The 12933-nt window shown below is 68.6% G+C and carries 16 protein-coding genes; 11 read left to right on the top strand and 5 right to left on the bottom strand.

Annotated elements, in window-relative coordinates; all coding sequences use genetic code 11:
- Window positions 1-123 precede the first annotated feature (123 nt).
- Together ACTWQJ_RS32225 and ACTWQJ_RS32220 are read right to left on the bottom strand one after the other, a co-directional pair.
- Window positions 124-1206 carry a hypothetical protein gene (locus ACTWQJ_RS32225; protein ID WP_443310043.1) on the bottom strand — a complete coding sequence of 361 codons (1083 nt, stop codon included), beginning with the start codon at window positions 1204-1206 and terminating at the stop codon, window positions 124-126.
- 297 nt (window positions 1207-1503) lie between these two features.
- The gene (locus ACTWQJ_RS32220) at window positions 1504-1683 is read right to left on the bottom strand and encodes a hypothetical protein (RefSeq protein ID WP_443310042.1); all 180 of its coding nucleotides are present in this window, start codon (window positions 1681-1683) and stop codon (window positions 1504-1506) included.
- A gap of 81 nt (window positions 1684-1764) precedes the next feature.
- Between ACTWQJ_RS32220 and ACTWQJ_RS32215 the strand changes: the two genes are divergently transcribed.
- Complete coding sequence (locus ACTWQJ_RS32215) at window positions 1765-1989, top strand: hypothetical protein (protein WP_443310041.1); 225 nt, start codon at window positions 1765-1767, stop codon at window positions 1987-1989.
- 34 nt (window positions 1990-2023) lie between these two features.
- Here the strand turns inward: ACTWQJ_RS32215 and ACTWQJ_RS32210 are convergent, their stop codons facing one another.
- Complete coding sequence (locus ACTWQJ_RS32210) at window positions 2024-2908, bottom strand: phosphotransferase family protein (RefSeq protein WP_443310040.1); 885 nt, start codon at window positions 2906-2908, stop codon at window positions 2024-2026.
- Entirely contained in the window at window positions 2905-4302 is a 1398-nt protein-coding gene (locus tag ACTWQJ_RS32205; RefSeq protein WP_443310039.1) for a helix-turn-helix domain-containing protein, read from the bottom strand. The genes ACTWQJ_RS32210 and ACTWQJ_RS32205 overlap by 4 nt, the downstream gene beginning before the upstream one ends.
- Before the next feature lie 162 nt (window positions 4303-4464).
- On the opposite strand from ACTWQJ_RS32205, the gene ACTWQJ_RS32200 reads away from it, so the two are divergent.
- The 8 genes from ACTWQJ_RS32200 (at window position 4465) to ACTWQJ_RS32165 (ending at window position 9814) form a co-directional block, all read left to right on the top strand.
- Window positions 4465-4950, top strand: a complete 486-nt coding sequence (locus ACTWQJ_RS32200; RefSeq protein WP_443310038.1) for an ATP-binding protein — start codon at window positions 4465-4467, stop codon at window positions 4948-4950.
- Entirely contained in the window at window positions 4947-5348 is a 402-nt protein-coding gene (locus ACTWQJ_RS32195) for a DUF6415 family natural product biosynthesis protein (protein WP_443310037.1), read from the top strand. The genes ACTWQJ_RS32200 and ACTWQJ_RS32195 overlap by 4 nt, the downstream gene beginning before the upstream one ends.
- 62 nt (window positions 5349-5410) lie before the next feature.
- Window positions 5411-6082, top strand: coding sequence for a hypothetical protein (locus tag ACTWQJ_RS32190; protein ID WP_443310036.1), 672 nt, complete (start codon window positions 5411-5413; stop codon window positions 6080-6082).
- Window positions 6083-6191: 109 nt separating this feature from the next.
- Window positions 6192-6413: a putative ATP-grasp-modified RiPP gene (gene tgmA, locus ACTWQJ_RS32185; RefSeq protein WP_443310035.1), complete on the top strand. Its 222-nt coding sequence runs from the start codon at window positions 6192-6194 to the stop codon at window positions 6411-6413.
- The gene (gene tgmB, locus ACTWQJ_RS32180; protein WP_443310034.1) at window positions 6410-7390 is read left to right on the top strand and encodes an ATP-grasp ribosomal peptide maturase; all 981 of its coding nucleotides are present in this window, start codon (window positions 6410-6412) and stop codon (window positions 7388-7390) included. Before tgmA ends, tgmB begins: the two co-directional genes overlap by 4 nt.
- Entirely contained in the window at window positions 7387-8472 is a 1086-nt protein-coding gene (locus ACTWQJ_RS32175) for a methyltransferase domain-containing protein (protein ID WP_443310033.1), read from the top strand. Before tgmB ends, ACTWQJ_RS32175 begins: the two co-directional genes overlap by 4 nt.
- Window positions 8473-8658: 186 nt before the next feature.
- A complete protein-coding gene (locus tag ACTWQJ_RS32170; protein WP_443310032.1) occupies window positions 8659-9351 on the top strand; it encodes a phytanoyl-CoA dioxygenase family protein in 693 nt (230 codons plus the stop codon).
- 34 nt (window positions 9352-9385) lie between these two features.
- On the top strand, window positions 9386-9814 hold the full coding sequence (locus tag ACTWQJ_RS32165; RefSeq protein WP_443310031.1) for a hypothetical protein: 429 nt from the start codon (window positions 9386-9388) through the stop codon (window positions 9812-9814).
- Window positions 9815-9904: 90 nt separating this feature from the next.
- On the opposite strand, the gene ACTWQJ_RS32160 is transcribed toward ACTWQJ_RS32165, so the two are convergent.
- Window positions 9905-11134 carry an MFS transporter gene (locus ACTWQJ_RS32160; protein WP_443310030.1) on the bottom strand — a complete coding sequence of 410 codons (1230 nt, stop codon included), beginning with the start codon at window positions 11132-11134 and terminating at the stop codon, window positions 9905-9907.
- 90 nt (window positions 11135-11224) lie between these two features.
- Here ACTWQJ_RS32160 and ACTWQJ_RS32155 point away from each other — a divergent pair, with 90 nt between their 5' ends.
- Together ACTWQJ_RS32155 and ACTWQJ_RS32150 are read left to right on the top strand one after the other, a co-directional pair.
- On the top strand, window positions 11225-12076 hold the full coding sequence (locus ACTWQJ_RS32155; RefSeq protein WP_443310029.1) for a hypothetical protein: 852 nt from the start codon (window positions 11225-11227) through the stop codon (window positions 12074-12076).
- Window positions 12077-12295: 219 nt separating this feature from the next.
- Window positions 12296-12637 (top strand): VOC family protein, encoded by a 342-nt coding sequence (locus ACTWQJ_RS32150; RefSeq protein ID WP_443310028.1) that lies wholly within the window; start codon window positions 12296-12298, stop codon window positions 12635-12637.
- Window positions 12638-12933: the final 296 nt, after the last annotated feature.

The raw sequence follows: 12933 nt of genomic DNA, 5'->3' as shown, positions 1-12933 counted from the left end.
GAGGCATCGCCACCCGCTATGACAAGACGCCCGAGAGCTACCTCGCCGGACTCCATCTCCGCGCAGCAACCATCTGGATCGGCAGCCTCCTGAAAGCCTGTTGATCACAACCGAAGACAGGCCCTAGACGGGCTGCTCTTCGTATATAGCTCCGGTGTCGTGCATCTGATACAGGTGACCACCAGATGTCACGACATGCGCGGTTTTATTGTTATCGTCCCGCAGGAGCCACGTCGAGCCGGTGAATCCGAAGATAAGCCCGTTGAAGTGCCGCTGGTAGAGCCGCCCGTCGCCAGTAGCGATCTCGACCGTGGCACGGTTGTTGTCCAGGTTCCGCCACGTGGACCCTGTGAATTCATAGATGGCACCGGTGTTGTGCCGCTGGTACAGGCGGCCGGCGTCGGCGACGATGTCGGCCGTGGCACGGTTGTTGTCCAGGTTCCGCCACGTGGACCCTGTGAATTGGTAGATGGCACCGCTGCCGTGCCGTTGGTACAGGCGGCCGGCGTCGGCGACGATGTCGGCCGTGGCACGGTTGTTGTCCAGGTTCCGCCACGTGGACCCTGTGAATTCATAGATGGCACCGCTGCCGTGCCGCTGGTAGAGACGGCCATCGGATGTCGCGATCTGCTTGGTGGACGGGTTGTTATCCAGATTCCGCCACGGGACCGGCGTGGACCCTGTGAATTCATAGACGGCACCGGTGTTGTGCCGCTGGTACAGGCGGCCGGCGTCGGCGACGATGTCGGCCGTGGCACGGTTGTTGTCCAGGTTCCGCCACGTGGACCCTGTGAATTGGTAGATCGCGCCGCTGATGTGTCGCTGGTAGAGACGGTTGCCGTCGGCGACAATGTCGGCCGTGGCACGGTTGTTGTCCAGGTTCCGCCACTCAGGGACAACTCGGAACTCTAGAACGTAGTCCGCCTCGTCGGCGGTGAACCGGGCGCGCTGCGTCCCCAAGCCAACCTGACTGGTGCGGATCGTTTCGCCGCCTAGGTTGTCGTCATCGCCAATGGTGTCGTAGTCCCAGAGTTCGACACGAGCATCTCTTGAAAACCTCAGATCCAGGCCGACGGTTTGCTCGTCTCCTTCCTCCATGCGCCTGCGCCATACCTCTGTGCCTTGCCACGTCAGGTAAGCGGTGTCATAGTCCGCGTCCTCTGACACGTTGCAGCGCAGCTTCCCAAATTGGACCCTGACTGACATGACTCCTCCTTGACGCAGCTCCCTCTAATTCCATGCAACCACTGCCGAGTGGTTTCTGAAACTCGAGACTGGAACCCAGCGCTTGATGGTCACGGATTGCCACCAGTCTCACACGCGTAGAGAAGGTGACATTTATTGAAGCGGCGAAAATTCCCAATTCAAGCGAACGAGCCCCCTATCCCGGAGTGGCGTACAGAGCCAGACCGTAGCCGTCCTCGCTCCGCCTCGCCGTGGACGCGGACTACGTCGGCGCCCCGCCGGACGGAACCCACCGGCAGGGCGCTCGTGCGTCTGGGGTCAGGCGGCCAGAGCGCACGGCTGGCACGGCGCGCAGGCCTCCGCCCACTGGCGGAGGAGCTGTTCGTAGGCCGCGGCGCGCTCGCGGTTGGGCGGCTGTTCCATCAGGAGCCGGATACGGGCGTTGACCTCTTCCCGGGCAGGGCAGACCGGCCCGCATAAGCGGGGGAGGGAGGGCATACCTGCACAGTACGGCGTACCACTGACAATCCGTTCAGGCGGTGGCTGTTCTATTCTTCGTTCGAAGCGGCCGTTTCGGCCGTGACTGAGCAGAACAGGACACTCCCGATGGCCACACCCACGGAGACCGAGCTGGGCGACTACCCGTCGCCGGTCTGGACCGAGGCTGAAGCGGGCTCGTGCTCGCTCTGCCACGAGAAATGCAAGCGCTACGGCTCCAACGCGAACCCGCTGTGCCGCGACTGCTTTGCCAAGGTCGCAGCGAAGTGGGGGCCCGGAGTGAAGCAGAAGGGCTACAACGCCTGAAAGGTCCCCGTGCACATCCTGGCGGCGTAGGGCGCTACATGATCCCTTTCCAGTGCCAGGGGCGAGGTTCTGCACGTCCGCGTAGGCAGTCGACGCGGTACTGAGCCTCTGTCCGCCACTTGGGGCGCGTGGCCGCGTACTGGGCCGCGTACGTGGTCATGCGCAATTCACGAGCCCCGGCGAGGAGTTCGTACCCATCCCACTCTGTGACGTCCGTTCCGTACGCCTTGCAGAACTCTGCGTACTCGGCTTCGGTGACGGCGCCGGTCGTCGTCAGCTTGACGGCTGTAGAGACGAGATCCCATTCCGGCGGCCCGACGGAAACCCGCTCGAAGTCCATCAGTAGCGGCGGCTTGCCCGCTGTGCGGGCGACGTTGCCGACCCACGCGTCACCGTGCACGACGCACTCGCGTAGACCCGTGGGCCTGTGTTCCCACTGCTCGCGGAGTTCTGCGTGCCGGTGCCGCAGCCACGCCCGGTCATCTTCGGACAGGGACGTCGCCCCCTCGATCCGCTCGGCGACCCGTACGAACGGGTCGAGCCGGTCGAGCGGGAAGTCCGGTACGGGCAACTGATGGAGCAGTTTCAGCAGGGTGACGACGTCCCGGACGGTGCCGTTCTCGTGCGGCGGCAGCTCGTGCCAGAAGGTGACCGGGCGAGTCGCGGCCTCGACCGGCTGCTCGATCGGCAACGCGCGGACGGCCGGGACTCTGTTGTCGGCGAGCCACTGGGCCACGCGTACCTCACGTACAGCGGCCTGCCACTGGCCGGTGCGCGCGATACGGACGATCACCTTGCCGGGGAGGCGCCAGATCTCGTTTTCGGCGATGCGGACGGGCTCGGCGCCGGACGGGTTGAAGCCTGCGAGCGCGCAGGCTTCCTCCAGCACGGAACGGGCGGGGGCGGCCGAGATCGTCATGCCTGCAAGGTAGCCGTGATGCGCTGGCGCAGGTATGCCGCCTCGTCCAACGTGCGGTGCTTCCCGGCGAACCGGCGGAGTTCCTTGAGGTCATCCGCGGCCCTCTTCGAGGTGAGCTGGCCGACGTCGTCCAGGGCCTTATGGCCGATGGTGATCGCCTGCATCGGGTCGCCCTTCACCATGATCAGAGAGGCCAGCTTCGTGGCTGAGATCCCGCGCGATCGGGCGTAGTCGTCGCTGTGCCCGGTGACCGCTGCCCCGAAGCGCTGGGCGGTCCGTCCGGGGTCTTGGTCCTTGTGGATGGACAGGTCGAACAGCGCATGTGCCGTGTCGCCGTGGTGCTGGGCCTCGTCGTAGTAGTGCATCCACGGCGGGTCTTCGGCCGGGTTCGAGCGGGAGAATGCCTCATCGGCGGCGCCGACTGCGGCCAACGTGCCCTGTACGTCGTGCATCTTCCCGAAGGCGCGGGCGCGGGCGCTGTGCATCATGGCCTGAATGGTGGGCGTGAGCCGGTCGGAGCGGACAAGGCCCTGCTCGGCGTAGGTGAGGCCCTTGTCCGGATCGCCGAGCCAAGTCGCCTGCCTGGACAGGAAGCTGTACGTCTTAGCGCGCAGCCACCAGTCGCCGGCCTCCTCCGCGCATTCGGATGCGATCTTGAAGGCAACGCGGGCGTCGTCATGGGAGTAGGCGTCGAAGTGCGTCGCGCCGACCACGATGCCCAGCCGTGCCACATGGGCGAGGAGTTCCGGGCGCAGCTGCTCGGGGCAGTCGACGGTGAGCAGTTGGATGGCGTACTCCATGGAACGGCTGGCGAAGTTGCCGAGCATGCCCCCGCCGCCGTGGGTGTTGTCCGCGCGGTGGATGTAGTCGGCGACGAGGCTCAGCTGATCGAGCTCCGTAGGCCGAATGCGCTTGGGGAGCTCGGGCGGTGCGGTCGGGGCAACGAGCCGGGCGAGGTCTATAGGGGCAACGGCGGCAAGGCTGGTGTAAGCCAGGAAGGCACGGCGATCCACGGACGCGAGGCTCCCAGGTAGCTGGGCTGAGGTGTCTCCGCCCAGCATGCGGCCTTGGTGGACCTGAATGGTCCCCTCCACCGTCCCCATGGGAGCACTATCCGCATCGCGCCGCTTTTTATCCGCATCGCCGAACACCATGCCCCAGGCTCGCGCGAGCACTCCGCCGGTCTTCAAGACCTCGTCGAGCTGCTCGGCGAGGTCCCGTCGGCACCGGTACTTGCCCTTCTCGATCTTGGAGATCACATCCGGGCTGACCTGCACCATTGGCCCCAGCTTCGCCGCGCTCAGCCCGGACAGCTTGCGCCAGTACCGCAGTTCGGCGCCGAACCATTCCTCGGGCGACCCTTCCGGGTTGAGCTCTTTCTCTGGCTGAGGCATCTCGGTGTCCCTGGGTCGTGATGCGGATATCTCAGCTCTCCGCATCCGGGTCTGCACGCGGGTCTCACGGCCTGACTGAATAGTCGCTGACCGGCTCCACCCCAGTACACACCGCAGTCAAGCCTCAGTGGTGAGGATTCCGCCAGACCGAACGGATCTGTGATGGCCGACCTGTTGGAACTGCCCGCTGCGCCAACCGGCGTGCGCGCCACGACGCGCAGCAAGCCCGGGTATCTGGAGATTGACCTCGACGTCACCGCCCGGGCCGTGCCCATCGTCCGGACCATCGCGGGCGCCCACCTGAGGCTGTGGGGCTTGGCCGGCCTGGTCGACGGCGTGACGCTCGCTGTCTCAGAGCTGCTGACCAACGTCCTGCAGCACGCCGCACCCGACGCGCGTACCGGGGCGAGGAACGCACGGCTCACAATCACCCGCCTGCCCGGGATGCTGAACGTCTGCGTCCGCGACGGCGAACGAGCTTTGCCCATGCCCTCTCTTCCGGGAGCTGACGGCGAGCGCGGTCGGGGCTTGCTTCTCCTCAGTGCCCTTGCCGATGACTTCGGTTGCTCCCCGAGCCAGGGAGGCAAAGACGTATGGGCGAACTTCCTGATCACGGGTGACGCGCTGTCGGACGGAGAGCAGCAGTGAGCACGCCGGTCGCCGTGGAGAAGCGGGCGCCCGCAGACGAGGACACCCTGACCACCCTCTTAGCGGCTATGCAGGCGTGGACCCCGTTCGACGGCGACGCGCTGCTCGACGACGTCGGCACAGTGCTGGATGACGTCATGCCGCGCGAGGAGGACGCCGAGGAACTCGCCGAGCGGCTCCGCGGCCACCTGATGCGGCTCGTCGATATCGCGGTCGCGAACGAGGCGGGCGAGGACGACCAGGCCGCCGAGCTGATCGGGCGGGCGCGCGAGGTGCGCGCGGAGGAGATGCCGGGCGACTACTGGCAAGCCATCGGCCACCTGCGCCGGATGGCCTGGACCGTCAACGAACTGCTCGAGCGCCTGGTGGCCATCAAGTGCCTCAAGGAGGCGGCGTGATCGTGCCCCCGCTCCCGTACAGCCCGCATGCCGGGCAGACGAGGACGAGAGAGAACCCCCGAGTGAGAACCCCGACCAAGTCGGCCCTGGTGCCCTACGTCACCCTGCGAGAGGGGGAGGAAGGCGCCCCGGACAACCTGATCATTGCTCCGGAATGGCCCAGCAAGCGGCCCCGGCTGCGCTACGCGGATGAGGAACGCGACGACCGGGACGTCCGCGGTGTGCTGTGGGCACGCTGTTCGCACACCCCGCGGGACAGCCGGGGGATGCCCACGGGCAAGCCGCGGTGGAAGCTCATGCACCCTTCCCGCCAACGGGAGACGATGCAGGAACTGCGCTGCCAGGTGTGCGTAAGGCCAGCACGGACCCCTCTCGGCTTCATCTTCCTTGCGGGCCCCGACGACTACGGGCCGGACGAGACGTCGATCATCACCGGCCAGCCGCCCGTGTGCGCGAAGCACGCGCGCGCCGCGGCACGGTTGTGCCCTCACCTCGACGGCCAGCCGATGGTCTTCGTCGCCCAGAGCGCTCCTCTATACGGAGTCCACGGCACTCTCTACGGCTACGGAGAGAACGGCGTCCAGGTCGTGGCGACCCCGGATAGCCCTCTTCCGTACGGGCACGAGAACCTGCCCACCTTCCTGGCCTCCCAACTGGTGCGCCGGTTGGGTTCCTTCCGCCTCGTCGACTTGGACGAGCTGACGCAGGAGCTGGGCGATGCCCCGGCGGCGTGACTACATAGACCCCGCCGCGCGCCTGGTGTGCCTGCTCGGGAGCGAGCGCACAGGAGAGCACGGGTGCGCGACGGTCCGCTGGATCACCCACAACCCCTTGTAGGGAAGCATGACGACAGCCACGATTCCGTTCGCCGCGAGGGCTGCGGCGCCGCCCTGCCTGGTCACCACCTCGATCGAGGGCGTCACGTGGGACCCGAAGCGGCAGCTCAACGTGCAGGCCGACGGATCCCCCTGGCACACCGGTGACATGGCCGCATCGACCACGGACACCAACCTCGACGGCCAGGGCGACGACGTCTCCGACCCGTACTACGCGCCCGCGTCATGACCGCCGCCGCCCGCCCTGTGCTCGTCGTCGCTGAACAGCTCGACGCGGCCGCCGACATGGTCGTGGATGAGTTGAACCAGCGCGACGTACCCGTCATACGGTTCGACGCCGCCACGTTCCCCCAGCAGCTCACCCTCACGGCCGGCCACGGACCGGTGGAGCTGGGCTGGACGGGGATCTTGGACGACGGGCGCCGGACGGCGCGGCTCGAGGACGTCCGGGCCGTCTACTGGAGGCGGCCCGGACGCTCCGCCATCGCCGACACCGTCCCCGAGCCCTACGCCACCTGGGCCCAGAACCAAGCCGACGCCGCCATGCTGAACGTCCTGGCGGCCCTGCCCGGCGTCCCGTGGATCAACAACCCCCATCACGACCGGCTCGCCGCCCACAAGCCGCAGCAGCTCACGGCCGCAACACGCTGCGGACTGCGAGTACCGCGCAGCATCATCACCAACGACCCCAACGCGGCACGCACATTCGCCAAGCAGGTCAACGGCCCGCTCATCTGCAAACCCATCCTCGGCGGACGCCTGCCGGTCGGCGAGGACCGCGCCTTGATGGTGGCCACGCACCACGTCGACCCCGCGACCTTCGACGACAGCATCCGCACCACCGCCCACTACTTCCAAGAGGCCATCCCCAAGGCGTACGAGGTGCGCCTCGTGGCCGTCGGTGACCAGGTGTTCGGCGGCACCCTGCACGCCACGTCGGAGAAGGCCGCTACCGACTGGCGCACCGACTACGAGCACATCGAGTACGGCACCACCGCCTTCCCCGACGACGTTGCCTCAGCCGTGCGGCGCTTCCTGGCCTACTACGAGATCGTCTTCGGCAGCTTCGACTTCGCCGTCACCCCCGAGGGGAAGTGGGTGTTCTTCGAGAACAATCCCGCCGGAACCTGGGCGTGGGTGGAGAACCGTACCGGCCTGCCGATCGCCGCAGCGCACGCCGACTACCTGCAAGGAGACAGTGAATGACCTGGCCAGACACCGACGTCACGGCCGCGCTGCGGCAGAAGTTCGCCGCCGAGCTCAACCCGAACCACGACAGCGAGTGGGCTGACGCGTTCGCCTCCGTCCCCAGGCACGTCTTCGTGCCCACCTTCTACACCCAGACCGACAACGGCTCATGGCTGCCCGTCCAGTGGGGGGATCCCCGCTACCTCGACACCGTGTACTCCAACAACGCCCTGACGACGCAGCTCGACGAGCACGGCATCCCCACCAGCTCGTCCAGCGAACCCGTCCTCATGCTGGCCATGCTCGAGGCCCTCGATGTCCACGACGGCGATGCTGTTTTCGAGCTGGGCACGGGCACCGGCTACAACGCGGCCTTGCTCTCCCACCGTCTCGGCGACGAGAACGTGACCAGTGTCGACGTCGACCCGGGACTCGTCGATGCCGCGGCCCGCCGACTCGAACAGGCGGGATACCGGCCCTACGTCGCCACCGGAGACGGCGCCGGCGGCTGGCCCGGCCGGGCCCCCTACACGCGCATCATCGCCACCGCCGCTCTGCGCGCCATCCCGGACGCCTTCCTCGACCAGGCCGCGCCCGGCGCGGTCATCGTCGCCCCCATCGGATACGGCGTCCTGCGCGCCACCGTGACCGCCCGCGGCCACGCCACCGGACGGTTCCTGCCGACACCCGCGCACTTCATGCCCCGCCGCAGGCCGGCCGCGGCCCCCGCGTTCGATGCTGTCCGGGAGGCCGACCCCACGGACACCAAGGTGTCGCCCGGCGACGTCCTCGACCGCTTTAAGTTCCCTCTGTCGATCGCGCTGCCCGGCTACACCTCGTGTTCCTGGCGTGATGACGACGGCGAGCTCACCGCGGTGGGCCTGTGGACCGAGGACGGTTCCACTGCGACCGCCCCCGTCTCCGGGGCGGTACGCCAGGCGGGCCCGCGCCGCCTGTGGGACGCCGTGGAAGACCTCGCCGCGACCTTCGACGGCGTACCCCGCCGCGACGAGTTCCACGTGAACATCACGCCCGACAGACAGACCGTCTGGTACCGCGAGCCCGACGGGCCCGCATGGGAGCTGCCCACCACTCCCTAGAGCCAGCCTTACCGCCCCGCTTGCGGCTACAGCGGCTGACACAGACACCCTCCCCGCCCTCGGTGCGTGACGGTCCCGAGGGCGAGGAGGGCGCCACCTCCCAGCGCAGGGGACAGCGTTCCAACTCCCCGCGTAGCTCCCCGCGCCGGGACTTCACCACCCCACTGACGAAAGGGAGCGTCGCAGATGGCCGACGAGAGCGGGACCTACGAGTTACTGGGCGCCGCCGGGCACCGGATCGTGCACCAGTGGGCCGTACCCGCCAAGGCGCGAGCACGCGCCGCCGAGCTCGTCGCAGCCCACCGAGGCACCGCCCGCGAGGTCGTGCGCAATCCTCACCGTGACCAGGAATGGGCGCAGTCCATCGTGCGGGCTCCGCGGCTGCTGAACGCCGTCCGGGACCTGATCGGCCCGGACGTGGCCGTGGAGAACACGTTCCTCGTCATCAAGTGGCCGGGGCGCGACTTCGAGATCCCCTGGCACCAGGACGGCATCAACGACCGGATCGAGCTCGACCCCGCGCGGTCGGTCGCGGCGTGGCTGGCGCTGACAGATGCGCGCGTCGACACCGGCTGTCTGCACATCGTGCCGGGCTCACAACGAGCCGGATACCTGCCGTACGGCGCCGAGGAGGACACCGGCGCCTCCCGCGGCCGCGCCCTAGGGGCCCACGTCGCCGAGGGCACACGCGGCGTGCCCGTGTCAGTCGACGCCGGCAGCGGGTTGCTGATGGATGTGCGGCTGCTGCACCGCTCGCACTCCAACCGCGGCAACGGAGTCCGCCTCGGCCTGAACATCCGCTACGTCGCGCCCGGAGGAGTCCAGATGCGCGACGGCTCAAGCCCCAGCCTGGAACCGATCAGCGGGACCGGCTGGTAACCCAACCCCATCGAGGGAAGAGGAGAACACCATCGTGAGCATCCTCAAGGAGTTCCTGGACCAGGACGCACCCACCCGGGTCCGTGTCCTCAACGGCGAGGACACCGACGCCGACCGGCGCGGTGACAAGAAACCGATCGCCCGCAGCGAGTGCACCTACTACTGCCCCGACGAGGCCACCGCCCGACGCTGCATCAACGCCCTGGAGGAGTCGGACAAGCGGCTGCGCGAGCGCCCCGAAGAGCTGATGCTCTGGGACTGGCAGGCCACCTACTTCGAAGCCGAGAAGGACAACCCCAACGGCGGCGGCACCGTGATCCTCGGCGTCGCCTGGTACGACCAGGAGTTCTTCGACGAGCGCCGTGACGCCTGGTTTGGCACCATGCACCAGCGGATCTACCAGCAGCTCGGTATCCCGCTGGAGGACATCACCGTGGAGCACTGGACGCGGCTCGCGGTGTGACCTGAGCCAGCGTCATGGCAGCGGCCGGGCCTCGGCGGAGGCCCGGCCGTTCCCGCTTTCCGCCGAGTACAGAAGGGCTGTGACGATGGCTCAGTCGCGGGTGAGGACGGCCGTCTCCGTGACGGGAGCGGCCTGCGCCCGGGTCCACCGCCGGGCCGCTACCGCGCCCGTGACGGCCACGGCGACCGTGGCCATGCCGCCGGCCCAGAACCCTGCGGTCGGCGAGGCCGCCGCGGCTGCCGGGATCACGAGCATGGAGGCGGTGCCCGCAGTCCGGATCACGGTCAGGTCGATAGCCATGAGCCGCCGTCGCGCAGCCGCGGGGAACCCGGCCAGGTGGGTTTGTAGCGTGATGCCGAGGAACGGGGCCACGGCGCCGGACGCGGCGGAGATCAGCAGCAGGACGGCCAGGTTGCCCGCCGAGCCGGTGAAGGCCAAGAGCAGGCCGGATACCGCCCACAGGAGGCAGTACCTAACAGGCGGGCTGGCGGGAAGCCGCACGTTGCCAGCCACGAGGTTCCCGGCGAGCGCGCCCGCTCCGGTCGCGGCCAGGACCAGCCCGTACGCCCCGGCGCCGGCGTCGAATCTGGCGGCCAGTAGTGCAGGCATGGCGAGGGCCACGGCCTGGGCGAGGATGCCCGCACCGTGCACGGTGATCGCGGCCGCGGTCGCCGGGTGGGCGCGCAGCAGGGACCGTGCCCGTAGCTTGACGGCGGCGGCGGGCGGTACCGGCCCGGCGGCTGGCGCACTGGCCGCCCGGCCGAGCGCGGCAAGCACCAGGGCGGACACCGCGAACGTGGCGGCGTCCAGCAGGAACAGCGCGGGCTCGGGGATGACCAGGAGCAGGGCGCCGGCCGCGCCGGGCCCGGCGATGCGGGCGATCCGCCCGGTGAGGTCCATGAGCCCGTTGACGGCCTGGACCTCGTCAGGGCGGACGAGGTCCGGGACCAGCGCACCTAGGTTGGGGTCGAAAACCGCACCGGCCAGGCCGAGCAGCGCGGCCAGGGTCAGCATGGCGGGCGTACCGCCCGCGTCCCACGCCCACGGTAGTGCCGCGACGAGTACGACCCGGACGGCATCGACACCGGCGAGCGCCCGCAAAGACGCGAAGCGGTCCATGATCCTGCGGCCAAGGGCGCCCATCACGATGTACGGGACGGACTCCGCAACCGCCACCAGGCCCATGGCCGAGGCCCCGGACTCCTGCCACGCAATCCACATGATCGCCATGGCGTACAAGCGGTCCCCGAACACCGACAGGGCCTGTGCGCCCCAGAGGGCCAGGACGCGGCGGCGGCGCAGCAGACGGACGTATCCCAAGATCACTCCCGCCCTGGAAAGCACGAAGTCCCGGTTCTGGTGCCGCCGGGACGACACACACCCTAGGACACGGATGAGGACGGTTGAGGCATGAAGGCGGAAACGCTGCCGAGTGAGGTTCATGCGGTTCTGGAGAAGGAGTGCGGTGAGGGGGCGCGGCTGGACCCGATCAGTGACCGGCGCGGCTGCGCGGTGTGGCGGGTGACCGGTCCGGCGCGCACGGCGGCATTGAAGGTCGGCATCGGCCCGGAGGGCACCGTCATAACGGCCCGTGAGGGAGCGGTCCTGGCGGCAATGGGCGCGAGAGACGGCCTACTGCATGCGGGACGGGCCGAGAGCCTGGCGTGGATGCTCACCCCCTGGCACGAGGGGCCGTCGACGTGGCAGGCGCTCCAGGGCGTCCGCGCGGGCACGGGGGACCTCCAGACGGCTCGACGGCATGTCGTCGAGGTCTGTGAGACGGTCGCACGGTTGCATGCGGCCGGTTGGGTGCACTGCGATCTCCAACCCGGTCACGCCATCCACACGGCGCGCGGGGTGTCCCTCATCGACTGCTCTTGGGCCTGGCATCCGGAGCGGCTGGCGCCGTCGGCGATGTTTCGCGGCGGCATGCCTCACCTCCTGGCCCCCGAGTTGGCCGCCGCTGTCGAGCGCGGTGAGCTGCCCGTGGCTCCGCGACCGTCGGCGGAGGTGTACACGCTGGCCGCGTCGTTGTGGTGGGGAATCACTGGGGACTGGCCGCTTGACTACGGTGCGGCTGGTGTTGACCCGGCCTGGTTGAAGGCCGGCCCGCTTCGCCAGGTGATCGGCTCGGGACGGGTGCCGTTGCGCGCCCCGACGGCGTGGGCGTCTGTGCAAGAGGTGTTGCACGCCGCGCTTGCCCCGAGCCCTGCCCGACGGCCGACCGCCGCCGAACTCGCTGACGCCTTGCGCCATGCCTGACACCGGCCAGATGTGGAAGCGGGCCCGGCCTCCAGGGGGAGGGGGGCCGAGCCCGCCTTTCTTGGGGGTGCGGGCCCGGCCCTTGAGGGGGAGGGGGAGGCCGGGCCCGCGTGGGGGTGTGGAAAGTGGCTTAGAGCTCGTAACACGATCTTGTGGCTCGTTGCTGGCGGGAGGTGAGCTCCCTGAGGTTTACGGAGTCGCTGCACCTACCATGGCGGCATGGCCGTCGACCTATTTGCAGGCATCCCAGTCAATGACTATGCAGCGGCACTGGCCTGGTACGAACGGCTGCTCGGCTCGCCGCCAACGTTCGTCGCGAGCGACACGGAGGCCGTATGGGAACTCGCGGAACATCGGTCAGTGGCCATCGAACAGCGGCCCGAGCACGCTGGCCACGCCATGCACACCATCTTCGTCGACGACTTCGATGCCCGCGTCGCCCAGATCGCCGATCGGGGACTGGAGCCAACAAAGCGCGAGACCTACCCGAACGGCGTGCGCAAGGCCACCTACCACGATCCGGACGGAAACGAGATCGACTTCGGCGGCGCTCCACTGTGACCGCAATTCAGCCTCCGTGGTGGCCTATCGCCACCCAGTCCAGGTGTCCGGCTTGAGGTTGTCGACGACGGTGACCGGTCGCGGCGCCCCCTTTTGAGTAACTACTCGCTCAGAGCTCGCACCAGGCTCATGAGCGGGCCTTCTTGAGGCGTCTCCAGCAGATGAGGCCGCAGGCGAGGGAGACGAGGGCGTCGTGGAGGTCGAGGCGTCTTTCCCAGCGGACGGCCAGGCGCTTGAAGTGGTGCAGGAGCGAGAAGGTCTGCTGGACGACGTAGCGGAGCTTGCCCAGGTCCTTG

The sequence above is a fragment of the Streptomyces sp. KR55 genome (assembly GCF_052245645.1).
Lineage (GTDB): Bacteria > Actinomycetota > Actinomycetes > Streptomycetales > Streptomycetaceae > Streptomyces > Streptomyces flavusporus.
This window is presented reverse-complemented; position numbering and strand designations above follow the sequence as displayed.

What these genes read in the sequence shown, in the direction of transcription:
- ACTWQJ_RS32225 (WP_443310043.1), bottom strand. Translation starts at nt 1,206, where the DNA reads ATGTCAGTCAGGGTCCAATTTGGGAAGCTGCGCTGCAACGTGTCAGAG.
- ACTWQJ_RS32220 (WP_443310042.1), bottom strand. Translation starts at nt 1,683, where the DNA reads ATGCCCTCCCTCCCCCGCTTATGCGGGCCGGTCTGCCCTGCCCGGGAA.
- ACTWQJ_RS32200 (WP_443310038.1), top strand. Translation starts at nt 4,465, where the DNA reads ATGGCCGACCTGTTGGAACTGCCCGCTGCGCCAACCGGCGTGCGCGCC.
- tgmB (WP_443310034.1), top strand. Translation starts at nt 6,410, where the DNA reads ATGACCGCCGCCGCCCGCCCTGTGCTCGTCGTCGCTGAACAGCTCGAC.
- ACTWQJ_RS32155 (WP_443310029.1), top strand. Translation starts at nt 11,225, where the DNA reads ATGAAGGCGGAAACGCTGCCGAGTGAGGTTCATGCGGTTCTGGAGAAG.
- ACTWQJ_RS32175 (WP_443310033.1), top strand. Translation starts at nt 7,387, where the DNA reads ATGACCTGGCCAGACACCGACGTCACGGCCGCGCTGCGGCAGAAGTTC.
- tgmA (WP_443310035.1), top strand. Translation starts at nt 6,192, where the DNA reads ATGACGACAGCCACGATTCCGTTCGCCGCGAGGGCTGCGGCGCCGCCC.
- ACTWQJ_RS32150 (WP_443310028.1), top strand. Translation starts at nt 12,296, where the DNA reads ATGGCCGTCGACCTATTTGCAGGCATCCCAGTCAATGACTATGCAGCG.
- ACTWQJ_RS32205 (WP_443310039.1), bottom strand. Translation starts at nt 4,302, where the DNA reads ATGCCTCAGCCAGAGAAAGAGCTCAACCCGGAAGGGTCGCCCGAGGAA.
- ACTWQJ_RS32210 (WP_443310040.1), bottom strand. Translation starts at nt 2,908, where the DNA reads ATGACGATCTCGGCCGCCCCCGCCCGTTCCGTGCTGGAGGAAGCCTGC.
- ACTWQJ_RS32170 (WP_443310032.1), top strand. Translation starts at nt 8,659, where the DNA reads ATGGCCGACGAGAGCGGGACCTACGAGTTACTGGGCGCCGCCGGGCAC.